The following is a 25,631-nucleotide window of genomic DNA, read 5'->3' on the forward strand; positions in this document are numbered from 1 at the left end:
AGGCGACCACGTGTTTCTGCCAAAGCTCGCATGCCCGGAACTACCCTTGGGGCGTGCGACGGTTACTTGTGGGTGTTGTCACGATCCTGACCGTCGCAGTCCTGTGGGCCGCCGGGAGCATCCCGGCCCGGGCGAGCGGGACCGCTCGCGTACCTGTTGGGGTGCGGCAGATTGACGTGACGCTGAGCTTCCTGCCGAGCGGCGAAGGGCACCACCGCTCGCTTGAGCGCACGCTCAAGCGCCGAGCCAGCGTGCGCGAGGTGGTGCAGGCCGCCGATCGCCTGACTCCGGCCGTGATCCATGGCGCCTGCCCGCTGTTCATGCGCCTGGGACCCGACCTGACCGTGGTGTTCAAGGGCGGGCGCCACGACCGGCTGACGCTCGCGCAGGCGCGCGTGCAGGTCATGCTCGGGCGACGGGGCGACTCCGGCTCGAGCGCCTGCTTCCCGATCACGTTTTACACCGCCGACGGCCGTATGCAGCCGCTGGTCGGCAACAGCTTTGTGCGCTTGATCGGGCGCCTGATCGGTCAGGCGATCAGCTGACCGGGCGCAATCAGCCCGCGACCAGGGGCTGTGACGCATCACCCGCCGCCACGTAGTGTTCTCTGATGACTGAGATGCGTTGGAAGCTGGCGATGATCGTGCTGCTGGTGGCGGGTTGGCTTGGTGCCTGCACCGTGGCGATCGCCCAGGGCGCCCACAGCGGCCCACCCGCCTCCCAGCTGCAGCGCAACGAGCAGACCGCACGCCAGGACGCGCTTGTCGCACTGGCGAGCCTGCGTCTGCCGGCAGACGTCCGGCGGACCGCCGGTGAGCCGCGCTTCGCGCGGCCGCTGTTCGGCGCCGGACCGACGAGCAACGCCCACAACGCCGACGACGAGTCGTGGTGGGCGACTGCGGCCAACCCCGCCGCGATCATCGCCTACGTCAGGGCACACCGGCCGGCGGGCGCCGCGATCAGCGGCAGCGGCAGCGGCAGCGACCCGGCTGCGGCCCTGACCTCGCTTGAGCTGCAGCTCTCCTGGCCGCCCGTCGGCGAGCAGGTCTACAACCGCACGCTGACACTGACCGTGATCACGCCAAGCCGCGGGGACTCGGCGATCGTCGCCCAGAGCGAGGCCTCCTGGATCGTGCCGCGCGCACCCAGCGAACGCGTGCCGGCGGGGGTCCACGACATCGCGATCTCGCTGCGGATCGGCACCGGGCCCTTCGCCGAGCGTCACATGCACACCCGCACCCAGCTCGTGCACCGCCCGTCGACGGTCGCGCGCATCGTGCGCGAGCTCGACTCGCTGCAGATCGTGCAGCCGGGTGTCGCCTACTCGTGTCCTCTTGAGATCGTCGGCGACCAGGCGCCGAAGTTGACGCTGCAATTCAGGGCCGGTCCAGCGGGACCGGCCCTGGCAGAAGCGACGGTGTTTGTGATGCGCGGCCGCGAGCGCGGCTCCGGCTGGAACGCGTGTGACCCGATCGAGTTCTGGGTCGCGGGTCGCGCGCAGACGCCGCTGACCAGCCGGACGTTCGTGCACCAGATCGGGCTGTTGATCGGCGCCGACATCAGCTGACGGCGGCGTGTCTCCTAAGCTGGAGTGATGCGTGTCTCGGTGCTTGACCAGTCTCCGATCCCGGAGGGCCAAACCGGATCAGACGCGCTGGCCAACACGCTTGAGCTGGCAAGGCACGCCGAGGCGCTCGGGTATCACCGCTACTGGGTGGCCGAGCATCACGGCGGGCCGATGCTCGCGGGCGCCGCGCCGGAGGTGCTGATCGGGCCGATCGCCTCTCTCACCAGCCGCATTCGGGTCGGCTCAGGCGGGGTGATGCTGCCGCACTACAGCCCGCTGAAGGTGGCTGAAGCGTTCTCGATCCTCGCCGCCCTGTTCCCCGGGCGCATCGACATGGGGATCGGCCGCGCCGCGGGCACCGACCCGCTGACCACCTTCGCGCTGCAGCGTGACCGCCGCCAGGCGGCGCCCGACGACTTCCCGGAGCAGCTGGCCGAGCTGTTGGCCTACCTGGACGGCGAGCTGCCCTCCGAGCACCCGTTCGCAAGGCTCGCGCACACGCTGCCCGGGCGGCCGCAGACGCCCGAGCGCTGGCTGCTCGGCTCCTCGCGCCAGAGCGCCATCTGGGCCGGTCAGCTGGGGCTCTCCTACGCGTTTGCCGACTTCATCAACCCGGGCGGCGCCGAGTTTGCGGCCGAGTACCGGCGCCTGCACGCCGAGCATCACCGCGAGCGTCCGCCGCGCACCGCGGTCGCGGTCTGGGCGATCTGTGCGCCCACCGACGAGGAGGCCCAGTACCTGGCCAGCTCGAGCCGCATGTCGATGCGGCTTTTGCGCCAGGGTCAGCTGATCCCGGTGCCGGCGCCAGAGAAGGCGATCGCCTACCTGCGCTCGATCGGCCAGCCGACCGACCACGGGTTCACGGACGGACGCCGCGGGGTGATCGGCTCGCCGCAGACCGTCGCCGCGACGCTTCGCGAGCTGGCCGAGCTCTACGGCGCTGAGGAGCTGATCGTCGTGACCATCACCCACGACCACTCAGCGCGCCTGCGCTCCTACGAGCTGATCGCAGACGCACTGGAACTCGAGCGCGCTGGCACCGAGCCCGCAGCGGGGCCCGCGCTGGCCGCCGCCAGCTGAGCGGAGCGCGCCCGGGTCCGCACCAGCGCCCGCGCAGCCGTGCCCGGGCCTGCGCAGCCGTGCCCGCGGCCGTGCCCGCACCAGCGCCCGCGCAGCCGCGCCCGCGCCGAGACTAACGAGCCAGCCCCACCTGGTGGCCGGTCCCGGGATGGCCGCTGAAATGGCGGACGACGAGACCCACCGCCCTGAAGACGTTCAGGAATGCGAAGAGCACCAGCCAGCAGGCCGCAGCCAACAGCACGGTGGCGAGCACCGGGCCAGCCGCGATCGCCACGATGACCACCGGCACGAGCAGGATCGGCGCAAACAGAATCGCGCCTATGACCAGCAACACCCGTGACATCTGAACACCTCCGGCTCGCGTGGATAACTGCACTGCAAGTATCTCCCTGCGCGTCCGCCCGCACATGGGGGTTTGACCGCACTGTGCCTTCGGGCTCGATGCAGCGGCGATGGGTGAAGGGCGCTGGCGGGGCGATTCAGAGCGCCCGCAGCGCCGCCTGCAGGAAGCCGCTGGCGATCTCGCGAGCGACCGCGTCGGCGGGCACCAGCATCGGCACGTCAATCCGCCCGCGCAGCGCCACGGTGATCTGCGTCTGCGCCGCGGCGACGCTCACCAGGGTCCAGCTGATCTCCAGGCGCTCGCGGTCGTCGCGGCCACCGGCCACACGCACCACCGTCACCGAGGACGGGGGCTGGCGCTCCACCGCCAGGCGCAGCGCGACCTCGCGACGCAGCGGCCCGGCCGCCACCGCCAGCACGGCGTCCACCAGCTGCGCGGCGCCGTCCTGGTCGCGCTCGCGCACGGTGACGCTGCGCGCCCCCGACGGATACCACTGCGGGTAGCGCTCCACGTCGCTGAGGTGCGCGTAGCAGCGTTCGATCGCCACGGGCGCCTCGCCCGAGGCGCTGGCTGACAGATCCTTCAGGGCCACGCCCGGCACATTACCCTGTGGCGAGCCTCATGACAGGAGTGACCCACACAACGAGTGCCGCCGACCGCCAGGCGATCCGCGAGCTGATCGAGGGCTGGGCGGTGTGGCGCGACGCGCGCGACTGGGCGCGCTTTCGCACCGTCTGGCACGCCGAAGGCCGGATGATGGCCACCTGGTGGCAGGGCCCGTTCGAGGAGTTCATCCGTGTCAGCCAGGAGGGCTGGGACCGCGGCGTGCGGATCCTGCACTTCCTCGGCGGCTCGACGATAGAGCTGGCGGGCGAGCGTGCGATCGCGCAGACCAAGATGACGATCACACAGCGCGCCGAGCTTGAAGGCGTGCTCTGCGATGTCGTGTGCACGGGGCGCTTCTACGACTTCCTCGCCCACCGCGAGAGCCGCTGGGGTCTGGTGCTCCGCCAGCCGATCTACGAGATGGACAGGCTGGTGCCCGTCGCTGGAGGCTCCGCGCCGGCGCTCGATGCAGCCGTGCTCGCTCGCTTCCCGTCCGGCTACCGCCATCTCGCCTACCTGCAGACCCTGGCCGGCTACGAAGTCAAGCCTGACATGCCCGGTCTCGAGGGCCCGGCACTCGAGCGCCTCTACGCGCAGGGCGACGCCTGGCTCGCGGGTGACGCGCTCACGGTCTGACCGCTCTGAGCGGCCCGACCGCGCACCCGGACAGCGGCGCGCGCAACCACGTCGCCCCGCCAGCAGCAGCGCGCGTAACCACGTCGGCGCGCCAGCGGGCGTGCTCGGGTATCAATATGAGCTGTGCTGGCCGTCTACGCCAAAACGATCGACCGCGAGGATCCGCTCGCGGGCCTGGAGGTCGGCGAGCGACCTGAGCCCGAGCCGCCCGAGGGCTGGGCAAGCGTCGAGGTGCGCGCGGCGGCGCTGAACCACCACGATCTCTGGTCGCTGCGTGGCGTCGGGCTGGCCGCCGAGCGGCTGCCGATGATCCTCGGCTGTGACGCCGCCGGCGTCGATGAGGACGGCAACGAGGTGATCGTGCACGCGGTGCTCAGCTCACCCGGCTGGCGTGGCGATGAGACACTTGACCCGAAACGGACGCTGCTCTCGGAGCTCCATCAGGGCACGCTCGCGCAGCGCGTGATCGTGCCACGCGCAAACCTCATCGCCAAGCCTCAGCAGCTGAGCTTCGCGCAGGCCGCCTGCCTGCCAACCGCCTGGCTGACCGCCTACCGGATGCTGTTCACGCGCGGTCAGGTGACACCGGGCCAGACCGTGCTGGTCCAGGGCTCAAGCGGTGGCGTGGCCACGGCGCTGATCTCGTTGGCCGCCAGTGCCGGCGTGCGCGTCTGGGCGACCGGACGCAGCGAGGGCAAGCGCGCGCTGGCAACCGCCCTGGGCGCCGAGCAGGTGTTTGAGCCCGGCGCGCGGCTGCCCGAGCGGGTCGACGCGGTGATGGAGACCTCTGGAGCGGCCACCTGGTCGCATTCGCTGCGCTCGCTGAAGCCGGGAGGCAGACTGGTGATCGCCGGCGCAACCAGCGGCGATGCCCCGTCTGCCGAGCTGACCCGTGTCTTCTTCCTGCAGCTCGCGGTCCTGGGCTCGACGATGGGCACGCGCGAGGAGCTGGAGCGGCTGGTGCAGATGGTCATCCAACAGAGGATCGAGCCGCCGGTCGGCCTGACGTTGCCGTTGAGCGAGGCGCGCGCCGGCTTCGCGGCGATGGCTCGCGGCGAGACTGCCGGCAAGATCGTCTTCGAGGTTTGATCCCGGGGGCGGCGACCGACACCGTCGGCGGCTGAGCGTCAGCCGCCGAGGCCGCCGAACACGGCGAAGGGGTTTGGCGGCAGCGCCGCCGCCACCGCGGCCGGTGTGGCCTGCACCTCAACGGTGACGCCCTCGCCCGCAAGCGCCCGCACACGCGCGGCGATGTCCTGCGCGCTGTCCTCGTCGGCGGCGCCGATCAGCAGATAGCGCCAGCGTCGCAGGCAGGAGATGCCCTCGTTGGCGAGCGCGGCAGCGAGCGTCAGCGTCTCGCGACGTGAACCGGTTCCGACCCGCACCTCATACTCCGCATAGTGGTGCTGCGCGGCTGCCGCACGATCGCGCTCGACCGCCTCCGCGTGCTCAGCCGCAACCGCCGCCTCGCTGCCGGGGAGCGGAAGGTCGGGGTCGACCCACTCCTCTGACACCGGATGCCAGCGGCAGAGCTTGGTGGTCACCTGAGCGCCGTCGGCCTGCGCCAGCGACGCCACGGCGGCTGCCGCCTGCTCGGCCTGCTCCCGTGTGCCGGCGTAGATGAAAAGCTGCGTACCGTCGACCGATACGATCACCCGCTCGGCTGCGTCATCGCGGAGCCCGTGGCTGACCGAACCACTACCCAATGCCTTGCCGAACCGCTCAGCCAGATCGCCGGTGGGGCAGGTGACGTTCACACGCCAGTCATCGTTCATCGCATTCCTTTCCGTGGGCGCAGGGACACAGCGTAGGACGTTGGCCGCGGCGACGGCTGGCGGTCGTCGAGGGGCTCCTCAGGCGCGACGCGGGACCGTGAGCATCAGGACCGACTGCGGTCGGTAGCCGCGCCGGCGGGTCATCCGGTAGCGGATGCTCACGCGCCAGCGTCCGGGCCTGAGGCGTCCGCTGAGCCTGAACCGGTAGGTGCCCGTGCGGCGGACCGTGAGCCTGCGGCGGACGGTGAGCCTGCGGCGGACCTGTGCCCCCTGGCCGGCTGTGTGCAGGCTGGCAACAGCGCTCACGCCCACCAGACGGACGGATGCCCGCACCTCGATACTCAGCGTGCCGCGCGGCCAAACGCGGCTGCGCACGCCAACCGGGAACCATGGCTGTGTCGGTGCGACCCGGCCGCGTGTCTCGCGGATGCCGTTGGGACTGGCCACCGGGATCCCAGCCCACGGGCAGCTGTCGCCACGGCGCTCGCAGGCCGGCAGCTGGCCGCGCTCGGCCACCCAGGCGAAGACCCGCGGTCCGCCACCGCCGCCACGGCCAGCGAACACTTCGGCGAAGGACTGCCGGCCGTAGCCGGCCACACCGGCGCCGTAGCCACCTTCGGCAAAGCCGGCACCGAGCGTGCAGCGCGACCCGCACGCCATCGTGCCGCGGTCGTGCAGAATGATGTCGCGGTGGCTCCAGCACCCGGCGCGGTCGCGCAGCGAGCAGCCCAGATTCTCGGACGCGCCGTCCCGGAAGATTCCGTCGGCATACACCCAGTCGGCCATCACCACGATCGCGTTGGGCTCACCGCCGGCCCACACGCTCTGAACGCCGCGGCCGCCTGAGCTGGGATCCCGGCCACTGACCGCGCCGGATTGGGCCACCGCGTTCAGGCTGGCCACAAGGCCACCGTCGGCCGGCAGCCCGCGGGCGGTACGTTCGAGCTCGGTCAGGACAAAGAGCTGCTCGGCGACGGTGAGCATCGCCCAGTTGGCCGGAAGCAGCACCGGCCCCAACCCCTCGCTGCGACGCCCCGCGTTCAGGACCGCCAACGACGAGCGCAGGCAACCGGGCGCATAGTCCGTGGCGCCCGTGCAAGCCTCCCACATATACCGGGCAACCGCCAGCGAGTAGCGGGGGTTGGCGGGCGGCAGCAGACCTGGCCGCGACGGTCGTGCAGCGGCCGGCGCAGGCGCGAACGCCGCACCCAGCGCAGCGAGCAGGGCGAAGCACCCGGCGGCCAGGCGCGCACGCCAGCTCGCCGACCGCCGAGCGGCCGGCGCTGCATTCGCGATACCGAGCGCCCGCTGCCGCACAGCGCGCATTGTGCCTGAGACCGACCGGCCGCAGCGCGACGCAGGCCCAGCGCGACGCAGGCGCAGCGCGACGCAGGCCCAGCGCGACGCAGGCTCAGCGCGCGGGCTCGGTCGGCGGCGTCAGGTCGAGCTCCAGCTGCAGCGCGGTTGGGTTGAGCGGCTCCTCGGTGACACGCGGGCGGCCACGCTTGGCCCAGTGCGCGGTCACCTCCCGCGCCCTGCACGTGCGGTAGCTGACACGACGGTCGAGCGGCTGGATCGCAAGCCCACCGGGCGCACTGCCGCACACCAGGGCGTGGAAGCGCCGTCCCAGCCGGTCGATCTCGACGATGTCTCCGCGTTCGATTCCCTCCAGGCGCACGCCTGCGCAGATTACGACCCCGCCAGGCGCTTGACTAAAAGGCTCACAGGACACCATGCTTTTCATCGATCGAGCAGAACGGGCGGATGTGCTGGCGCAGGCGCTTGCGCGCCTGCTCGCCCGGCCACGGCCCGACCCCTTCGCGACAGACCTCGTCGCCGTGCCGACACGCGGGATCGAGCGCTGGCTCGCCCAGACGCTGGCGACCCAGCTTGGCAGCGACGGCGCTGCGCAGGACGGGGTCTGCGCGAACGTCAGCTTTCCCTCACCGCAGGGGCTCGTGCGCGACACGCTGGCCAGGGCCACGGGCCTTGAGCCCGAGCACGACCCCTGGCGCCGGGAACGAATGCTCTGGCCGCTGATAGAGGTCGTGCAGGACAGCCGCGAGGAGCCCTGGCTGGAGCCGCTGCTCCAGCACCTGCGCGACGACTCGGCGCAGCGCTACACGCGCATCAGCCACGTCGCCGAGCTCTTTGACGAGTACGCGATCCACCGACCGGAGCTGATCTGCGCCTGGGCGCGGGGCGAGTCGGGAGCCGCCTGGCTGGGCGCGGCGGACGGCGAGGTCGCCGGGCCGGCGACACGCGCGGCGCTCGCCTGGCAACCCGAGCTGTGGCGGCGCCTGCGCGCCGCGATCGGCGTGCCCAGCCCGGCCGAGCGGGTCGAACCGGCGTGTGCGGCGCTGCACGCGAACCCTGGTCTGGTCGACCTGCCAGAGCTGCTGAGCTTCTTCGGTCTCACGAGGCTGACACCGGCCCTGCTGCGCGTGATCCAGGCGCTCGCCGACAGGCGCGAGGTACATCTGATGCTCCTGCACCCCTCGCCGGACGCCTGGGCGACGGGGACCGCCGAGAATCGGCTGCTCGGGTCCTGGGGGCGCGATGTCATGAGCCTGCAACCGCTGCTCGCTGGGATCGGTGCTCAGCGCCACCACACCACCGAGCCCACACGGCCGTCAAGCCCAGCCGAGAGCCCACCCCCGGCAGCGCCCCGCTCGCTGCTGGCGGCCCTGCAGGCTGACATCATCGCCAACCGCAAGCCGCCTGGAGCGCCGCATGTGGAGGGTGCGCGCGACACACGGGTGCTGCTGCCAAGCGAGGATCGCAGCATCCAGATCCACATCTGCCACGGACGCGCCCGACAGGTTGCGGTGCTACGGGAGGCGATCCTGCATCGGCTCGCCGACGATCCGACGCTCGAGCCGCGCGACGTGATTGTCATGTGCCCGGACATCGAAGCCTTCGCACCCATGATCGAGGCGGCGTTCGCCTCCTCGCAGGCGCAAGCGCCTGGCCCGCTGCTCGAGGTGCGCCTGGCCGACCGCTCGCCGCGCCGCACGACACCACTGCTGGCGGTGCTGGTCGCGCTGCTTGAGCTGGCCGGCGGCAGAGTGACCGCCTCGGCGGTGCTCGACCTCGCCGACAGCGAGCCCGTGCGCAGGCGCTTTGCCTTCGATGACGACGAGCTCGCGCAGATCCGCAATTGGGTCGCGGCCGCGGAGATCCACTGGGGCATCGACGCGAAGGCTCGCTCGGCCTACCACCTCGACGACCGTTCCGAGGGGACCTGGGAGGCCGGCCTCAAGCGCCTGCTGCTGGGCGTCGCGCTGGACTCACAGGCGCTTGCACCGGTGGGCGGCGCGCTGCCGCCGGTGCCGATACAGAGCAGCCAGATAGAGCTGGCCGGCCGCCTGCACGAACTCCTGGACCGGCTGGCCGTCAGCCTCGCGGAGCTCGCCGGCCCACAGCCGCTTCTCGGTTGGAGCGCCGCCCTGGCGGCAGCCACCGACGCGTTGACCGCTTCAGGCCCCGATGACGCCTGGCAGCGCCACCAGCTCGACCTGCTCCTTGACCAGATGAGCCAGGAGGCGGGCGAGCACGGGCAGGGCGCCACCGAGCTGACGCGCACGGAGTTCGCAGCGCTGCTGGCGGATCACCTGCGGGCCCGTCCGACCCGCGCCGGTTTCCGCAGCGGTCACCTGACGTTCTGCACGCTCGCGCCGATGCGCTCGGTGCCACACCGCGTGGTGTGTCTGCTCGGGCTCGACGACGGATATTTCCCAAGATCCCTCCCCCACGACGGCGACAATCTGCTGCGCAGCGCTCCGCAACCGGGTGACCGTGACCCCCGCAGTGAGGACCGTCAGCTGCTGCTCGATGCGCTGCTCGCCGCCAAGGACGCGCTGGTCATCACCTACAACGGCCACGACGAGCGCACCAATGCGCCACTGGCGCCGGCGGTGGTGGTCAGCGAGCTGCTGGATGCCTGCGAGGCGACGGCCCGCACCGACGCGTCTGTGCGTGAGGCCGCCACCGTGCGCGAGCAGCTGCTCGTCAGGCACCCCTTGCAGCCCTTTGATCCCCAGAACTTCATGAGCGCCGCCTCGGCACCGGCGCGCGCGGCGGGCGGTCCGTGGAGCTTCGACGAGGCTGCGCTGGCAGGTGCGCGCGCGGTCAGCTCGCCGAGGCTACCGCCGACGCCGTTTCTCGAAAGCCCGCTGCCCCCAGCTCCCGGCGCCGAGTCGTTGACGCTCGCGGAGCTGATCGAGTTTCTGCGCCGACCGGTGCGCGCCTTCCTGCGCCAGCGGCTCGCGATCGCGCTCGAGCGGGACGAGGTGGCGCTCGAGGACGCTCTGCCGATCGAGCTTGACCCGCTCGAACGCTGGGCGGTTGGCCAACGTCTGGTCGAGGCGATCAGCTCGGGCCTGGGACCGCACGACGCCTACCGCGCCGAGATCGCGCGCGGCACGCTGCCGCCAGGAGCGCTCGGGGTCCCCGTGATCCGCTCGATCCTGCCGACCGCGCAGCTGATCGCCGAAACCGCGCGCGCCTATGCCGGCGGCCACACGGTGCGCTCGCAGCAGACGAACCTGGTGCTCACGGACGGACGCCGGCTGACCGGAACGGTCAGCGCCGTTCACGGCCACGTCCTGGTCACCGCCTCCTACGCGCGCCTGGGAGCGCGGCAGCGGCTTGAAGCCTGGACGAAGCTCCTGGCGCTCAGCGCAGCCGACCCCACGACACCCTATGAAGCCGTCACGATCGGCCGCGGGGACGAGCAGGATCCGCTCAGCGTGATCCGGCTGCCACAGCTGGGCGCCACCGCCCAGGCCCGTCACCAACGCGCCACGGCCGAGCTGGAGCGACTGTGCACACTGCGCGAGGTCGGTCTGCGCGAACCGTTGCCGCTGCCCTGCAGGAGCGCCCACGCCTATGCGCAGGCGGCACTGCAAACGGGCGGTGACCCGGTCGCGGCGGCGATGCGCCGCTGGCGCACGGGCTGGTCGCGGGGCGCCCACAGAGACGGCGAGGACGCGGACCCCGAACACCGCCTCGCGTTCGCCGACGGCGAGCTCGACATCGCCCGGCTTGCCGAGCTTGCAAGCGACCTGTGGCGTCCCCTCTTCGCGCACGAGCTCAAGGAGCGCTGATGGAGGGCGGGAGCAGCAGCGAGCCAACCCGGCCGTTTGATCTCACCGGGCCGCTCCCGCAGGGCGTGACCGTGCTCGAGGCAAGCGCCGGCACCGGCAAGACCTACACGCTGGCGGCGCTCGCGGCCCGCTTCATCGCCGAGCGCGCAGTCCCGCTTGATCAGCTGCTGATCGTGACCTTCACGCGCGCAGCCACGAGCGAGCTGCGCGAGCGGGTCCGCGAACGGCTGGTGCTGACCGAGCAGGCGCTGGCCCGCGCCGCCGCTCGCGGCGCCGGCGCCGGCGCCGGGGCTGGGGCCGAGACTGAGGCTGAGTCTGAGTCTGACTCTGACTCTCACCCTGACCCTGACTCTGACCCTGAAGCCAAGGCTGAGGCCGGGACCGTTGATGAGGTGGCAGCCAAGCTGGCGCGGGCGCCCGCACCGATCCTCGCCCAACGACTGCAGCGGCTCGCCGACGCGATCGCGAACTTCGACGCGATCACGATCGAGACAACCCATGGGTTCTGCCAGAACGTGCTGGACGGCCTGGGCACGCTCGCCGACAGCGACCCCGCGGCCACCTTCACCGACAGCCTCGAGGAGCTCACCCGAGAGGTCGTTGATGACCTCTACCTGAGGCGCTTTGCCCGGCAGGCGGAGGGCGTGCTGATCGGCTACGAACAGGCGCAGACGGTCGCCTCAGCAGCGATCGCCAACCCGCCCCAGCCGCTGTACCCGCTGGCCGCCGACGACGGCTCGGCCGCGGCCCTGCGCCGGCGGCTGGCGCAGGCCGTGCGCAGCGAGCTCGACGCGCGCAAGCGCTCCCAGGGGTTGATGACCCACGATGACCAGCTCACACGGCTCTTGCGGACGCTTGACGGAAGCCACGGCGAGGCGGCTGTGGCCAGCCTGCGCGCACGCTTTCGCGTCGTCCTGATCGACGAGTTCCAGGACACCGACCCGACCCAGTGGGCGATCGTCAACCGCGCCTTCGCCGAGCAGACGACCCTGGTTCTGATCGGCGACCCCAAGCAGGCGATCTACGCCTTTCGCGGCGCCGACGTGCACGCCTACCTGGCAGCTGCCCGCAGTGCCGGCGTCCGCGCGACGCTCGCGGTCAACCACCGCAGCGACCAGCTGCTGCTTGACGGGCTCGACGCGCTGTTTGGCAACGCGCGGCTGGGCCACCCCGAGATCGTCTACCGCCGCGTCCGCGCCACGGCCGCCAACGCGGTGCCGCGTCTGCAGGGCGCCCCCGGTGACGGCGCCCTGCAGATCCGCCTGCTGGAGGCCGGCGAGACATCGGTGCGACGCACCGCGAAGACCGGCTTTCCGGAGAGCGCGTCGGCGCGCGCCTACATCGCGCGTGACCTCGCGGCGGAGGCCCACCGGCTGCTCGGCTCAGGCGCCCAAGTGCTGACGCGCGAACGGCCCGGTGCTGCCGGCAGCGCCATGGTGGCGCTGAAGCCCGGTGACGTGGCGGTCCTGGTGCGCACCCACCAACAGGCCCGCACGGTCAAGGAGACGCTGGAACAGGTGGGCCTGCCAGCGGTGATCAACGGCTCCGGCAGCGTCTTCGGCACTCCCGCAGCACAGGATTGGCTCGTGATCCTGCGGGCGCTCGAGGATCCCTCCCAGCCGGCGCGGGCACGCACCGCGGCCCTGAGCGCAGCGATCGGCTGGAGCGCCACAGAGCTCGCCCTCGCCGACGAGCCGACGTTTGAGCAGCTGCACCGGCTGTTGCACGGCTGGGCGCAGACACTGCGTGAGCATGGCGTGACGGCGCTCGTACGGGCCGTGCTGCACCGCCAGGAGCTGGTGCAGCGGCTGCTGTCTGTGACCGGTGGCGAGCGGCATCTGACCGACCTCGAGCACATCGGCCAGCTGTTGGCCGCCGATACGACCGTGCAAGGGGCCGGGGTCACATCGCTCGCCTCGTGGTTGCAGACACGGATCGGCGCCGCCGACCGTGAGGGCACAGGCGACGAGCGCACGCGCCGACTGGACTCGGACGCCGACGCGATCCAGGTGCTCACCTTCCACCGCAGCAAGGGTCTCGAGTTCCCGATCGTGTTCTGCCCGTTCCTATGGGAGCCCGGGCGCCTGGCCAAGGACGGCGAGCCGGTCTACTTCCACGCAGACGACGGCCGCCGCGCGCTCGATGTCGGCCTCGAGGGCCCGGAGTACCAGGCCCATCTGCGCCGCCACAACCTCGAGGAGCGCGACGAGGAGCTGCGCCTGGCCTATGTCGCGTTGACGCGCGCGCGCCACCGCGCGGTGGTCTGGTGGGCGAGCGTCTGGCAGGCACGCGACTCGCCCCTTGGGCGCCTGCTGTTCGCCCGTGATAAGGACGGCAACGTCGCGCCTGAGGGCTCCAGGCGCCCGCGTGAGCAGGACGCCCGCGCACGCTTCGAGCAGCTTGCGGCGAGCGCACCCCACGCGGTCAGCGTCGTTGCCGCCCGCCACCACTGGCCACCACCGGCAAGCGTGGCCGTCAGTGCGTCGCGACAGCAGGATCCGGCCGCCCTCCAGCGCGCGCGGTTCACGCGCACGCTCGACACCGCCTGGCGGCGCACCTCCTACAGCGCGCTGACCGCCCAGGCCCACGCGGCCACGATCGCCGCCGAGCAGGAGCAGGAGCCGATCAGCGACGAGCCGTGGACGCCGGCCGAGCCGCAGCGCTCCGAGCTGCCGCTTGCCCAGATGGCCAGCGGGCCGGAGCTCGGCACGCTGATCCACCGCGTCCTGCAACAGCTCGATTTCGCCGTGCCGGACCTCCAGGCCAGCCTGCTGGAGCTGCTGAGCAACGCCACCCACCGTCGGCCGGAGCTGCTGGGCTGTGCGCCCGAGCAGGCCGCCACAGGTTTGGCACTGGCGCTCGCCACCCCGCTGGGTGGCGAGCGCGCCGGGCTCCCGCTCGCCGGCGTCGAGCGCCGTGACCGCCTGGATGAGCTCACCTTCGAGCTGCCGCTGGCCGTCACCACAGAGCCACCGGCGGCACCGACCTTGAACGACCTCGCCGACCTGATGGACATGCTGCTGCCGGGCTCAGACCCGCTCGCCGGCTACACCGCGCGCCTGCGCGACCCGCAGCTTGCGGCAACGTTGCGCGGCTACCTGACCGGCAGCATCGACCTGGTCCTGCGCACCCGCGAGGAAGCTGGCGGCCAGGAGCGCTATCAGGTCATCGACTACAAGACCAACTGGCTGGCGGCCCCTGGGCAGCCGCTCGCCGCCACCGACTACGCGCCCGCCGCGCTGGCGGCGGAGATGCAGCGCGCTCACTATGTGCTGCAGGCGCTGCTGTACTCGGTCGCGCTGCACCGCTACCTGCGCTGGCGTGTGGCCGACTACGACCCGGTGCGCGACCTCGGCGGGGTGCGTTACCTGTTTCTGCGTGGTATGACCGGGGGGCGCGAGGGCGTCTTTTCCTGGGACCCGCCCGCGGCACTGATCCTGGCAAGCAGCGATCTGCTGGCGCAGGGCGGCGAGCGATGAGGGCGGAGCCTGACCTCGACCTGCAGGATCCCCACGCCCCGGACCTGGCGCTCAGGGCCCCCGCCACGCTCGCGCAGCTCAACCGCGAGCGCACGCTGATCGCCTCAGACATCCACGTGGCAGCCGTGCTCGGGCAGCTCACGGGCGTCCACGACGAGCAGATCCAGCGCTGCGCGGCGCTGGCGGTGGCCGCCGCCCGTCAGGGACACACGTTCGTCGAGTTGGGCCCAGCCGATGCCGCGCTGCTTGCAACAGCCTCAGGCCTGGTCGGCACCGACGCGCAGCAGGACGCGCCACTGCGCCTGGTCGGCAGGCGGCTGTATCTGGACCGCTATTGGCGCGAGGAGCGCCGGCTGGCGGCGGCGCTGCTCACCCGCAACCGGATGCGGGCCGACGTCGGCGAGCTGGCCACCCTGCGCCGGCTGCTGGTCGCCGCCCACCCGGAACCCGGAAGCGACGAGCAGCGCACGGCCGTGGCCGTGGCGCTCCTGCGCCAGCTGGCGGTGATCGCCGGCGGCCCGGGTACCGGCAAGACCACCACCGTGGCGCGCGTCGTGGCGCTGCTGCGCGAGCTGTCCGGCGTACAGGGGCAGGCGCAGCCGCTGATCGCGCTCTGCGCGCCGACCGGCAAGGCGGCGGCCCGCCTGCGCGAGGCGGTGGGCGGCGGACTTCAGGCGAGCACGATTCACCGGCTGCTGGGCGCGACGGCGGGAGGGCGCTTCCGCCACGACGCCACAAACCCGCTGCCGCACGACGCGGTGATCGTCGACGAGACCTCGATGGTGCCGCTGTGGCTGATGGTCAGGCTGGTCGACGCGCTGCGCGAGGATGCGCGGCTGATCCTGGTCGGCGACCCCGATCAGCTCGCCGCCATCGAGGTCGGCGCGGTGCTGGCCGACATCGTCGGCCCCGCCGCAGGCGGGCCGCGCCGCAGCGCCGGCATGTGCGCCACGCTCGAACGCGTCCTGGAGGACGATTGCGCCTCGGTGCCGCAACCGCCGGGCGATCGCGGGCCGACGCTGGGCGACGCGATCGCACTCCTGCGTCACGGCCACCGCAGCCTGGCGCCGATCGGGCGCCTGGCGGAGGCGATCCGCCGCGGCGACGGCGAGGAGGCGGTGGCGCTGCTGCGCGACGAGCAGCACGCGCAGGTGATCAGTTGGGTGCCTGACCCAATCGCCGATCCGGGCGTGTTGCGAACGGCGGCGCTTGACGCCTATCTGCCGATGATGGCCGCCGCCCGCGCGGGTGAGGCCACCACCGCGCTCGCCGAGCTGTCGCGCTTCCGGCTGCTCTGCGTCCACCGTCACGGACCGTATGGCGCGCTCAGCTGGGCGGCGCGCATCGAGGGTTGGCTGCGTACGGAGCTTCCCGAGCTTGATATGAGCGGGCCGCGATACGCCGGCCTGGCGCTGGTCGTGACCCGTAACAGCTACGAGCTGGGGCTGCACAACGGCGACGCCGGCATCGTGATCCGCACGGCCGAAGGTGATCTGCGTGCGGTCTTTGACGCCGGCGGCGGCCAGGTCACCGTCGCACCCTCACGCCTGGCCGACATCGAGCCGCTCTTTGCTCAGACCGTGCACCGTAGCCAGGGCTCAGAGTTCGACACCGCGGCTGTCCTGCTGCCGCAGGCGGACTCGCCGCTGCTCTGCCGCGAGCTCCTCTACACGGCGGTCACGCGTGCCCGCCAGCGGCTGCTGTTGGCGGGCAGCGAGGCGGCGGTGCGTGCTGCGCTCGCACGGCCAGCGGGCCGTGCGAGCGGGCTTGAGGAGCTCTTGTGGGGGCCTACGCCGGCGTGAGCGTCAGCGCCACCTGGGCGCGCACGCGACTTGAGACCAGCCCCGGCTTTGCCCAGCCGAGACCGGCCAGATCGTGGTCGACGCTGACGCTGCCCTCGATGTGCAGGTGGTCGCCGTGGGCGATCGCCTGGGCCCTGAAGCTCATCGCCACATGCTTGCCACAGACCTCGAGCGTCCCGCTGACGTCCAGCTCCTGCGCGGGCGCGGGCGTGATCTGCGCCAGCGTGAAGACCATCTCCGGGTGGCGCTCTGAGTCAAAGTAGCGCTGGCCGCGCAGGTCGCGGTCGCGTCTTGCCAAGCCCGTCTGGATCGAGGCGGTTTCGACCACCAGAGCGCCGCTTGAAGCCCCGTCTGCAGCGACCAGCAGCTCGCCGTGAAAACGTTCAAAGAGCCCGCGCACAGGCACGAGGCCGAGCAGCGTGCGGGCCGTGAACGCCACCTCGCTGCCGTCCGTGTCCACCCGCCAGGTGCCGGCCGGAAGCTGGTCGACGATCAGAACATCGTCGTGCTCGTGGTCGTGCTCGTGCTCGTGGTCATGGCCGCTGCCGTGGTCGTGGTCGTGATCGTGGTGGCTCTCGTCGGTCATCACCTGCCAGTCTCCCACAGGCGTGGGCTTTTGGCGTGAGCGTTCGTGTGGGGCCGGGCTTGACGCCCGGCCCCACCGCGCCGGTCATGGATCACCACTGAACTACTACGTCCCAGGACTTTGAGTGTCTGATGCCTGGGCGGCGTGACACTCCCGACCTCCGGGACTGGCCGTCCCGCTCGCGCGGGACGCGTGGCGCCGGTGGGCCCTGACGGGCCCGCGGTCGAGTGGGCGATCCGCCGGCGAGCTCAGGTTACCCGCTCGGCGCGGGTCCTGCCGGACACTCAGCGCCGTTGCCGGCCGCAACCGACAGGCTCAACCGAAGAACACCGCGGCCGTTTCATACAGCGTCGGATCGAGCGCCTTGGGCTGTGCGAGCGCCTCGGCGAGGTCGACCTCGACGATGCGCTCGTCCCGCAGCGCCGTCATGCATCCGTAGCGGCCTGAGAGCATGGCCTCGGCGGCTGCCACGCCGAACCTGGTCGCGAGGATCCGATCAAAGGCGACGGGCGTGCCGCCGCGCTGCACGTGACCGAGCACGGTCACCTTCGTGTCGAAGCCGGTGCGCGCCTCGATCTGCTCGCACAGCTTGAAGCCAACGCCGCTTGCGGTTGCGGCGCTGCGCGGATGCGAGGTGGTGGCGCCGGCCAGCGAATCTCCGGCGAGGTGCTGGTCGGACTCTGTCAGCGGCTGCCAATCCGGGTCGGTTGCACGAGCGCCCTCGGCGACCACGACGATCGAGAAGTTGCGGGACTTCCGGTGCCGGGCGCGCAGTTGTTCGCAGACATCATCGACCGCGAACGGTCGCTCCGGCACGAGGATCATGTCGGCGCCGCTGGCAAGCCCCGCGGCGGTGGCGATCCAGCCCGCGTGGCGGCCCATCACCTCGACGATCATCACCCGGTTGTGTGACTCAGCGGTGGTGTGCAGCCGGTCGATGGCGTCCGTCGCGATCTGCACCGCCGTCTGAAAGCCAACGCTGAAATCGGTGCCGCTGACATCGTTGTCGATCGTCTTCGGGATGCCGACGAGCGGTATCCCCTCACGGCACAGGTCGCGGGCCGCGCCGAGCGTCCCGTCGCCGCCGGTGACGACGACCGCCTGGATCCCGCGCCGGGCGATCGTCTCTCTCAGCTCGTCCAGTCCACCGGCGCCGCTGGCAAGCGGGTCGGTGCGCGAGGTACCGAGAATCGTCCCACCCCGTGTCACCAGACCGGCGGTGTTGGCCAGATCCAGCGGCTGACAATCGTCCTCGCGCAAACCACGCCAGCCGCCGTGGAAGCCGATGAAGCTGTGGTTGTCGGCCAGCCCGCGCCTGACCACCGCCCGGATCACCGCGTTCAACCCGGGACAGTCACCGCCACCGGTCAGGACCCCGAAGGTAGCCATTGTTTGTCAGAGAAGCGGTGCTAGTTGTTGGCGAGTAACGACCGGATAGCGGGCGGAAGGTCCCTGACGTCCGAGCGCGCGGCGGTGGTGATCGCAGGTGATGCTACCGGGGCGTTGTCGACGCTGGCGGCGACGTTCGCACGCGAAGTGGTGGCCGGCGCCGCACCCGGCCGGCGCTCCACCCGGACACCTGTGCGCGCGAAGGCTCCCCACCGTGAGGCGTTCGTGGCCGGGTTCGGGAACGACAGGCCCGGTGCGCTCTCCGTCGAGGGGATAATCACCGTCGCTCACGGACTGGGCCTGCGGGTCGTGGCCGCCGCGCTGGCCGGTGCGCAGGACTCCGCCACAGTGCGGTCGGTGGCGATGCGGCGAGACTCACGACACTGCCCGGCAGGCGCTGGTTTCGGATCCGAGCTCTCGCGGGTGGCCATTGTGGTCCTAGCATGCTCGGCCAAGCGCCCGAGCTGGAAGTCATGATCGGAGCCGGTGTGCCGATGACAGTCGCGGGTTCGCCACCATGGCGGGCTCGTTTGAAGCAAGCAGACGCCGATGACTCACCCAACGGATCTGAGAGCCCCGACCCTCGTGACGTGGAGTGCGGCCGCACCCAGGCTCACCGATGGCGCTGACCGGTGATGGTGCGCGCGGCACGCGACCCCCGACGATCCGAGCGTGACCGGCCACCGGCGCCGGTGGATACGACCGTCTCTGCCTTCGCGCGGGCGTTCTTCTCCCGCCCGGGCCGCGTCGTCGCCAGCCTGCAGGTCATCGGAGCGGTGGCGATAGCCGTGCTGTCCCTGCGCCACTGGCCCAACTGGTCGCACACGGTCCTTCTAGCCGCGCTCGCCGTCGCGCTCGCCAACACCGGCGTGCGGGTCGCGATCGGTGAGCGCCTGCCCCGTTGGAGCCTCCAGGTCGACGTCGCGTTCGGCAACCTCTCGGTCAGCGCCATCGTCGCGACCGGACTGAGCCGTGAGGTCAACTTAGCCAACCTCTAGCTGCTTGTCGAGGTCTTTGCCATCCTCTACCTGCCGGTCCGCGCGGCGCTCGGTCATCTCACGTTCGCCGGGGTCGCCTACGCCATCGTGCTCGGTGTCGGGCCGCCAGTGGACACGCCGCGGATCCTGGCGTGGCTCTCGGTGTTTGGAACAGCAGCCGTTCTCGGGGTCGTCGTGCTTGGCCTGTTGGCAGTGCTGCGCGCCACCGCCCGGGAGGATCCTCTCACTGGGCTTGCCAACCGGCGGATGTGAGACGAGCGGCTAGAGCAAGAGATGGAACGCTCGCGGCGCAGCGGCGCGGCGCTGTCAGTAGTGATAGTCGACCTTGACTCGTTCAAGGCGGTCAACGACGCCCGCGGGCACGAGGCGGGCGATCGCCTGCTCCAAGACGTTGCCCGAGCGTGGCAGGGCGTGGTGCGTGGCGGCGGCGATTTTCTCGCCCGTCTCGGCGGCGACGAGTTCGCCATCCTCGCACCAAGCACGGATGAGCTCGGTGCCCGCGTGCTGGCCAAGCGTCTCGGCGAGGTGCTACCCCACAGCGTCTCGGCGTCTGTCGGTGTCGCCACGTGGGACTGGGCCGAGGGGGCGTCGGACCTGATCCGCCGGGCGGACCAGCTCATGTACCGGCACAAGCGAAGCGGCCGGTACGGCGCTGGGACCAGCTCGGCGTGACGGGCTCACTCATGCCACTGCGGTCCTACGCCGATGTTTGGTGTGATCGCAGTCAGGCTGGCCGAGGCTCAGCGGCGTAGAGTTCGCGCAGAGCCCGCACGCGCGTGGCCGCAAGAGAATGGCGAGGGTCGGCGTAGTCAATGCCTGCGAGGAGCCGGCGCCACGCCAGCAGATCGTCTTTCCCGGACTCCGTCTGCACCCAGGCCCAGATCGCCTCCGGGCTCTCACAGGTCATGATCGCCTGACGCAGCCACGCCTCGAGTTCGTTGCGTTCACGCACGATGCCTGGAGCCTCTGAGTGGGGCAGGAGCGGCCCGTGATAGCACTCGGCGGCATCACGCGTGCGGCCGCAGTCGAGAAGGGCCTCTACGCAGGCCCAGTCGGAACGCACGTCGAAACCGAGGCGGTAGGGATCGGTCTTCACGATCTCGCCGAAAAGCTTGCGCATCCGGAACACCTGGACACGCACGGTTCCGGGGTGGCCGGCGTCGCCATACAGATCCGCCGCAAGCTCCTCCGACGTCATCCCGTCGGGTCGCCTCGAAAGCAGCGCGAGAATCTCGGTTTGTCGGCGGGTAAGCGCTAGCGGCTGGCCGCCGAGCGAGACATGGGCATGTTCGCAGCCGAGGAGCGTCATGTCCAAGAACTGGCGGCTACGACCTCTGGCCGTCCCGGCAACGGATCGAACTATGAATGCCTCTGCGTGTCCAAGCGGCTCCGCGAATGCCAGCGCGCCAGTCGGAAGCGTCAGCTCGCCGCCATCGGGGGGGAGCGCAAGACGCCGAGACCCGGTCCAAGCGGTGTCGCCGGCGATCACCCGACCGCTTGGTGCCACCAACGCCCGATGGCCGGGGCCGACGAGGCTGGCTTCGTGCCGAGCCAGCAGATGGGCGTCGCGCGCCTGCATCAGCTCGTTCAGGTACAGCCTGACCGCGTGCGCGGTGGCGAGCACGCAGGCGAGGCTGTGCGGGTGAGCGGTGCGGATCCGGCCGGTGAGGTCGATGACGCCAAGCAGCTCGTCGCTGTCTGGGTCGTGGACGGGTGCTGCGGCACAGGTCCAGTCCTGAACTATCTCGTTGAAGTGCTCGGCTGCGAAGACCTGCACCGCGTGGTCTGCGGCAAGTGCGGTGCCGACCGCGTTCGTGCCCGCGTCGCATTCTCCCCACCCGGCCCCCGTGGTGAAGTTCATCGCATCGGCAGCATCGAGCCGGACGGATTCCGGGCCATCCACCCAAAGCAGGATGCCGTCGGCGTCGGAGACAACCAGCAACTGGCCCTCACCGTCTGCGATCGGACTCATACAGGCCCGGATGAGATCTCGTGCCGTGGCGAGCGGATGATCCTCCCAGCGAGCGACGGTTGCCTCATAGTCTGCGACGAGCGGTGCGACGGTCCGGCCCACTGGATCGACGCCCGCCTCAGACGACCTGCGCCATGACTCGGCGATCGGCTCGCGCACCTCGATCGCCTCGCCACCGGCGACGTACTCCTCCCACGCCTGTTTGAGTTCGCGTGCGCGAACCGTCGGCACCGTACCGGTGTCGATCGCCAGCCATTGGTTACGTGGCACTGTCAACGTCCTCCGCTCGACAGCCACGTTATCGCCTGGCGCAGCGAGTTCCAAATCTGATGAAACGCAGATGTAACGCACGCCCAGCTAGACCTTGCGCTCAATCTGCTGCCCCCTAGAAGGAGGAGAGTCATCGTGAGTAGGGCCAGCATCACAAAGTCCCATGAGAAGATCCAGGAGCTCGCGTGGGAGCCCACGTTCGTCTCGCCGGTCGAGAAGTTCGCGACCGACTACACGTTCGAGAAGGCCCAGAAGAAGGATCCGCTCAAGCAGATCCTGCGCTCCTACTTCCCCATGGAGGAAGAGAAGGACAACCGGGTCTTTGGCGCGATGGATGGCGCGATCCGCGGCAACATGTTCCGCCAGGTGCAGCAGCGCTGGATGGAGTGGCAGAAGCTGTTTTTGTCGATCATCCCGTTTCCCGAGATCTCGGCCGCGCGGGCGATGCCGCTGGTCATCAATGCGGTCCCGAACCCCGAGGTTCATAACGGTCTGGCGATTCAGATGATCGACGAGGTTCGACACTCGACAATCCAGATGAACCTCAAGCGCCTGTACATGAACCACTACATCGACCCGGCGGGGTTTGACAACACCCTCAAGGCGTTTCAGAACAACTACGCTGGCACGATCGGTCGCCAGTTCGGTGAGGGCTTCATCACCGGCGACGCGATCACCGCGGCCAACGTCTACCTGACGATCGTCGCCGAGACGGCGTTTACGAACGTGCTGTTCGTCGCGATGCCAGCCGAGGCCGCCGCCAATGGCGACTACCTGCTGCCGACGGTCTTCCACTCGGTTCAGTCCGATGAGTCGCGCCACATCTCAAACGGTTACTCGATCATCCTGATGGCCCTGTCAGATGAGCGCAACCGGCAACTGCTGGAGCGCGATCTGCGTTACGCGTGGTGGAACAACCACGCGGTCGTGGATGCGGCGATCGGCACCTTCATCGAGTACGGCACCAAGGACCGTCGCAAAGATCGCGACAGCTACGCCGAGATGTGGCGCCGCTGGATCTACGACGACTACTACCGCAGCTATCTCGTCCCGCTCGAGAAGTACGGGCTGGTGATCCCACATGACCTTGTCGAGGAGGCATGGAACCGGATCTGGAACAAGGGCTACGTCCACGAGGTAGCCCAGTTCTTCGCAACCGGCTGGGCCGCCAACTACTGGCGGATCGACCCCATGGATGACGCCGACTTTGAGTGGTTTGAGCACAAGTACCCGGGCTGGTACAACAAGTACGGCAAGTGGTGGGAGGCCTATAGCGCAATGTCCAAGCGCAACGGCCACAAGCCGATCATGTTCGAGGGCGAGGCGGCGAACTACGAGTACCCGCACCGCTGCTGGACCTGCATGGTCCCGTGCCTGATCCGCGAGGACACGGTCGTTGACGAGGTGGATGGCCAGGTGCGCACGTACTGCTCGGAGACCTGTCACTGGACCGACGCGGTGGCGTTCCGGCCCGAGTACGAGGGACGCCCAACGCCGTCGATGGGTCGACTCACCGGCAAGCGTGAGTGGGAGAGCCTGTACCACGGCTGGGACTACGCGGACGTGATCCGCGACCTCGGATACCTGCGAGATGACGGCAAGACACTGATCCCGCAGCCGCATCTGAACCTGGATCCGAAGGAGATGTGGACGATCGACTCGGTCGAGGGGATCACGATGCAGAGCCCGAATGTGCTGCTCAACGCGATGAGCCCCGCGGAGCGCGAGGCGCACATCGCCAAGTACAAGCGCGGCGGGCCGGCCGGACGCCCGGCGCCGGCGGAGGCCGCGGCCTAGGCGCACTGAGCGAGGCGGGCGCCGGCAGGACCTCCTCCGGCGCCCGCCTGTCAACTGAGGAGAGACGAACACGATGACTGTGACGCGCACGGTCCGACTGGAGCCGGTCGGGATCGAGTTCGAGGTCTACGAGGACGAGACGATCCTCGCCGGGGCTTTCCGGCAGGGGCTGATGCTGATGCACGGCTGCAAGGAGGGGCAGTGCGCGGCGTGCAAGTCGTTCCTGCTCGACGGAGAGGTCGACCTGGACCGCTACTCAACCTTCGCGCTGAACGACTTCGAGCTGGATGAGGGCTGGACGCTGCTCTGCCGCGCCCACGCGCTCTCCGACGTCCAGGTCGAGCTGATCAACTACGACGAGGAGATCCTGCGCAGCGGGATCGCGCTGCAGACCGCGACGGCCGAGGTCGAAGCGATCGAGGAGCTCACGCATGACATCCGCCGTCTGGTCCTGTTCATCGCGCCAGGGCAGGCGCTGCCCTTTCACCCGGGTCAGTATGTGGACATCGAGATTCCAGGCAGCGACGAGCACCGCTCGTTCTCGATGGCGAACCTGCCGGGAGAGGACGGGCGGCTCGAGTTCATGATCAAGTGCTACCCGGGCGGACGCTTCTCCGGGTTGCTGTGTGACGGCGGGATCGCCGTTGGACAACATCTCACCGTCCGAGGTCCCTACGGGGTCTTCACGCTGAGGCAGAAGTCGGAGCGGCCGCTGCTGTTCATCGGCGGGGGGGCCGGCATGGCGCCGATCCTGTCGCTGCTGCGCTCGATGGCGGCCATGGGGTCCCGCAGACCCGCGGTCTACTACTACGGGGCCCGCACACGCGCCGACCTGTTTTATGTGCAGGAGATCGCCGCGCTGTGCTCGCGACTGCCCGGTCTGCGCTTCGTCCCCGCGCTCTCGGAGAACGGAGACCCAAGCTGGTCTGGGGAGACCGGCCAGGTCACCGACGTTGTCGCCAGGCTGGAGCGCGACCTAGCCGCGGTGGACGCCTACGTCTGCGGCCCGCCGCCGATGGTCGACGCCGCGATCGCCCTGCTCGAGGGCAGCGGCGTGCCAGCTTCCAACATCTACTACGACAAGTTCACAACCACTGCCAATACGGAGGAGAGCAGCCGCACATGAGCACCACCACAGAGCAGGCCCGCAGCGTTCCCAAACCGGTGTTCACCGACGCCGAGGCCGGGGCGCTGGAATTTCCATCATCGACCAGCCGCCACTACAACTACTTCACCCCAGCAAAGCGTCGCGCCACGCTGTACGAGGACGTCACCGTTGACGTGCAGCCCGACCCGGAACGCCACCTCTCCCAGGGCTGGCTGTACGGGTTTGCCGACGGCGTCGGCGGCTACCCGCATGAGTGGACGACGCTGAAGTCGAGCAACTGGCATGAGTTCCTCGACCCCAACGAGGAGTGGGAGCAGACGATCTATCGCAACAACGCCAACGTCGTGCGACAGGTCCAGCAGACGGTTGCCAACGCAAAGGCTGCCGGCTCATTTCTCACCGAGAACCGGAGCTGGCTGTCGGTGCTCGAGAAGCATGTGAGTGCATGGGCCCACGTGGAGCACGGCATCGGGATGTACGTCTACACCGCATGCCAGCGCGACGCGCCGACGAACATGATCAACAACGCGCTCGCGGTGGCTGCGGCGCACAAGCTGCGCTTCGCCCAGGACCTGATCCTCTATAACCTGGAGGTGTCCGAGCAGGTGCCGGACTTCGACGGCTCGGCTCACAGGGCGGTCTGGCAGTCGGACCCGCTGTGGCAGCCGACGCGTGAGAACGTCGAGCAGCTTACCGGCACCCGGGACTGGGCGGAGGCGTTCTTTGCGACCGCGATCGTGTTCGAACCGCTCGTCGGCGAGCTGTTTCGCAGCCATTTCGTGATGCAGGTCGCGGCACGACACGGCGACTACGTGACACCAACTGTGATCGGTGTCGGCGAGGCCGACGCCGGCCGCGACCGGGCGGGGGCGCGGCGGCTGTTCAGCTTGCTTGCCAACGATCCCGAGTACGGTGCCGCCAACCGCGCCGTGATGACCAACTGGCTCGCAGCGTGGGTGCCGCGGAGCGTGGCCGCCGGTCGCGGTCTGCAGCCGATCTGGTCGCAGCTCTCGGAGAAGGTTCTGACCTTCGACGAGTCCATGAGGCGCGCAAAGACCACCTTTACCGACCTCCTCTCGGAGTTCGGTCTCACCTACGACAAGGAGCTGTGATCC

21 protein-coding genes and 1 pseudogene are annotated in these 25,631 nt (G+C 70.1%); 14 read left to right on the plus strand and 8 right to left on the minus strand.

Translation table 11 applies throughout. From position 1 onward, the window contains the following. The first annotated feature begins 53 nt into the window (after nt 1–53). The 3 genes from M3M54_RS06045 to M3M54_RS06055 all read left to right on the plus strand — a co-directional run bounded on the left by M3M54_RS06045 (nt 54) and on the right by M3M54_RS06055 (nt 2,647). Nucleotides 54–545, plus strand: coding sequence for a hypothetical protein (locus M3M54_RS06045; RefSeq protein WP_249021283.1), 492 nt, complete (start codon nt 54–56; stop codon nt 543–545). A gap of 65 nt (nt 546–610) precedes the next feature. Beyond that, nucleotides 611–1,567 (plus strand): hypothetical protein, encoded by a 957-nt coding sequence (locus tag M3M54_RS06050; protein ID WP_249021284.1) that lies wholly within the window; start codon nt 611–613, stop codon nt 1,565–1,567. Between the two features lie 27 nt (nt 1,568–1,594). Continuing rightward, a complete protein-coding gene (locus tag M3M54_RS06055) occupies nt 1,595–2,647 on the plus strand; it encodes an LLM class flavin-dependent oxidoreductase (RefSeq protein WP_249021285.1) in 1,053 nt (350 codons plus the stop codon). A 112-nt stretch (nt 2,648–2,759) separates the two neighbouring features. On the opposite strand, the gene M3M54_RS06060 is transcribed toward M3M54_RS06055, so the two are convergent. Continuing rightward, nucleotides 2,760–2,990 (minus strand): hypothetical protein, encoded by a 231-nt coding sequence (locus tag M3M54_RS06060; protein WP_249021286.1) that lies wholly within the window; start codon nt 2,988–2,990, stop codon nt 2,760–2,762. Between the two features lie 136 nt (nt 2,991–3,126). After that, a complete protein-coding gene (locus tag M3M54_RS06065) occupies nt 3,127–3,582 on the minus strand; it encodes an SRPBCC family protein (RefSeq protein WP_249021287.1) in 456 nt (151 codons plus the stop codon). A gap of 29 nt (nt 3,583–3,611) precedes the next feature. Here M3M54_RS06065 and M3M54_RS06070 point away from each other — a divergent pair, with 29 nt between their 5' ends. Both M3M54_RS06070 and M3M54_RS06075 read left to right on the plus strand, forming a co-directional pair. Continuing rightward, the gene (locus M3M54_RS06070; protein ID WP_371878624.1) at nt 3,612–4,232 is read left to right on the plus strand and encodes a nuclear transport factor 2 family protein; all 621 of its coding nucleotides are present in this window, start codon (nt 3,612–3,614) and stop codon (nt 4,230–4,232) included. A 123-nt stretch (nt 4,233–4,355) separates the two neighbouring features. Further along, nucleotides 4,356–5,321 (plus strand): zinc-binding dehydrogenase, encoded by a 966-nt coding sequence (locus M3M54_RS06075; RefSeq protein WP_249021289.1) that lies wholly within the window; start codon nt 4,356–4,358, stop codon nt 5,319–5,321. A gap of 38 nt (nt 5,322–5,359) precedes the next feature. On the opposite strand, the gene M3M54_RS06080 is transcribed toward M3M54_RS06075, so the two are convergent. The 3 genes from M3M54_RS06080 to M3M54_RS06090 all read right to left on the minus strand — a co-directional run bounded on the left by M3M54_RS06080 (nt 5,360) and on the right by M3M54_RS06090 (nt 7,685). Beyond that, complete coding sequence (locus M3M54_RS06080) at nt 5,360–6,007, minus strand: hypothetical protein (protein WP_249021290.1); 648 nt, start codon at nt 6,005–6,007, stop codon at nt 5,360–5,362. Nucleotides 6,008–6,085: 78 nt separating this feature from the next. Further along, a complete protein-coding gene (locus tag M3M54_RS06085) occupies nt 6,086–7,333 on the minus strand; it encodes a hypothetical protein (protein WP_249021291.1) in 1,248 nt (415 codons plus the stop codon). Between the two features lie 85 nt (nt 7,334–7,418). After that, nucleotides 7,419–7,685 carry a hypothetical protein gene (locus tag M3M54_RS06090; protein WP_249021292.1) on the minus strand — a complete coding sequence of 89 codons (267 nt, stop codon included), beginning with the start codon at nt 7,683–7,685 and terminating at the stop codon, nt 7,419–7,421. A gap of 55 nt (nt 7,686–7,740) precedes the next feature. Between M3M54_RS06090 and recC the strand changes: the two genes are divergently transcribed. Genes recC through recD form a run of 3 tightly spaced genes read left to right on the plus strand, consistent with a single transcriptional unit; the run spans nt 7,741 to nt 16,396 of the window. Then, entirely contained in the window at nt 7,741–11,115 is a 3,375-nt protein-coding gene (gene recC, locus M3M54_RS06095; RefSeq protein WP_249021293.1) for an exodeoxyribonuclease V subunit gamma, read from the plus strand. Next, a complete protein-coding gene (locus M3M54_RS06100; RefSeq protein WP_249021294.1) occupies nt 11,115–14,594 on the plus strand; it encodes a UvrD-helicase domain-containing protein in 3,480 nt (1,159 codons plus the stop codon). The genes recC and M3M54_RS06100 overlap by 1 nt, the downstream gene beginning before the upstream one ends. After that, complete coding sequence (recD, locus tag M3M54_RS06105; RefSeq protein ID WP_249021295.1) at nt 14,591–16,396, plus strand: exodeoxyribonuclease V subunit alpha; 1,806 nt, start codon at nt 14,591–14,593, stop codon at nt 16,394–16,396. The genes M3M54_RS06100 and recD overlap by 4 nt, the downstream gene beginning before the upstream one ends. Here the strand turns inward: recD and M3M54_RS06110 are convergent. Both M3M54_RS06110 and M3M54_RS06115 read right to left on the minus strand, forming a co-directional pair. Continuing rightward, nucleotides 16,383–16,982 carry a YceI family protein gene (locus M3M54_RS06110; RefSeq protein WP_249021296.1) on the minus strand — a complete coding sequence of 200 codons (600 nt, stop codon included), beginning with the start codon at nt 16,980–16,982 and terminating at the stop codon, nt 16,383–16,385. The two genes, recD and M3M54_RS06110, sit on opposite strands and share 14 nt — an antisense overlap. Nucleotides 16,983–17,297: 315 nt before the next feature. Then, nucleotides 17,298–18,371 carry a 6-phosphofructokinase gene (locus M3M54_RS06115; RefSeq protein ID WP_249021297.1) on the minus strand — a complete coding sequence of 358 codons (1,074 nt, stop codon included), beginning with the start codon at nt 18,369–18,371 and terminating at the stop codon, nt 17,298–17,300. Nucleotides 18,372–18,485: 114 nt separating this feature from the next. Here M3M54_RS06115 and M3M54_RS06120 point away from each other — a divergent pair, with 114 nt between their 5' ends. From M3M54_RS06120 to M3M54_RS06130, 3 genes and pseudogenes are all read left to right on the plus strand, one after another. Then, nucleotides 18,486–18,848 carry a hypothetical protein gene (locus M3M54_RS06120; protein WP_249021298.1) on the plus strand — a complete coding sequence of 121 codons (363 nt, stop codon included), beginning with the start codon at nt 18,486–18,488 and terminating at the stop codon, nt 18,846–18,848. A gap of 158 nt (nt 18,849–19,006) precedes the next feature. Next, nucleotides 19,007–19,369, plus strand: a complete 363-nt coding sequence (locus M3M54_RS06125; RefSeq protein ID WP_249021299.1) for a hypothetical protein — start codon at nt 19,007–19,009, stop codon at nt 19,367–19,369. A gap of 264 nt (nt 19,370–19,633) precedes the next feature. Then, a pseudogene (locus M3M54_RS06130) lies at nt 19,634–20,041 on the plus strand (GGDEF domain-containing protein); the annotation flags it as partial. A gap of 52 nt (nt 20,042–20,093) precedes the next feature. Here M3M54_RS06130 and M3M54_RS06135 read toward each other — a convergent pair. Beyond that, nucleotides 20,094–21,611, minus strand: a complete 1,518-nt coding sequence (locus tag M3M54_RS06135) for a helix-turn-helix domain-containing protein (protein WP_249021301.1) — start codon at nt 21,609–21,611, stop codon at nt 20,094–20,096. 135 nt (nt 21,612–21,746) lie between these two features. On the opposite strand from M3M54_RS06135, the gene M3M54_RS06140 reads away from it, so the two are divergent. The 3 genes from M3M54_RS06140 to M3M54_RS06150 all read left to right on the plus strand — a co-directional run bounded on the left by M3M54_RS06140 (nt 21,747) and on the right by M3M54_RS06150 (nt 25,628). Continuing rightward, nucleotides 21,747–23,408 carry a hypothetical protein gene (locus M3M54_RS06140; RefSeq protein WP_249021302.1) on the plus strand — a complete coding sequence of 554 codons (1,662 nt, stop codon included), beginning with the start codon at nt 21,747–21,749 and terminating at the stop codon, nt 23,406–23,408. Between the two features lie 73 nt (nt 23,409–23,481). Next, a complete protein-coding gene (locus tag M3M54_RS06145) occupies nt 23,482–24,534 on the plus strand; it encodes an FAD-binding oxidoreductase (protein WP_249021303.1) in 1,053 nt (350 codons plus the stop codon). Further along, nucleotides 24,531–25,628: an aromatic/alkene monooxygenase hydroxylase subunit beta gene (locus M3M54_RS06150; RefSeq protein WP_249021304.1), complete on the plus strand. Its 1,098-nt coding sequence runs from the start codon at nt 24,531–24,533 to the stop codon at nt 25,626–25,628. Before M3M54_RS06145 ends, M3M54_RS06150 begins: the two co-directional genes overlap by 4 nt. The last annotated feature ends 3 nt before the right edge of the window (nt 25,629–25,631 follow it).

Origin of the sequence: Conexibacter sp. S30A1, from assembly GCF_023330665.1 — a bacterium.
GTDB lineage: Bacteria > Actinomycetota > Thermoleophilia > Solirubrobacterales > Solirubrobacteraceae > Palsa-465.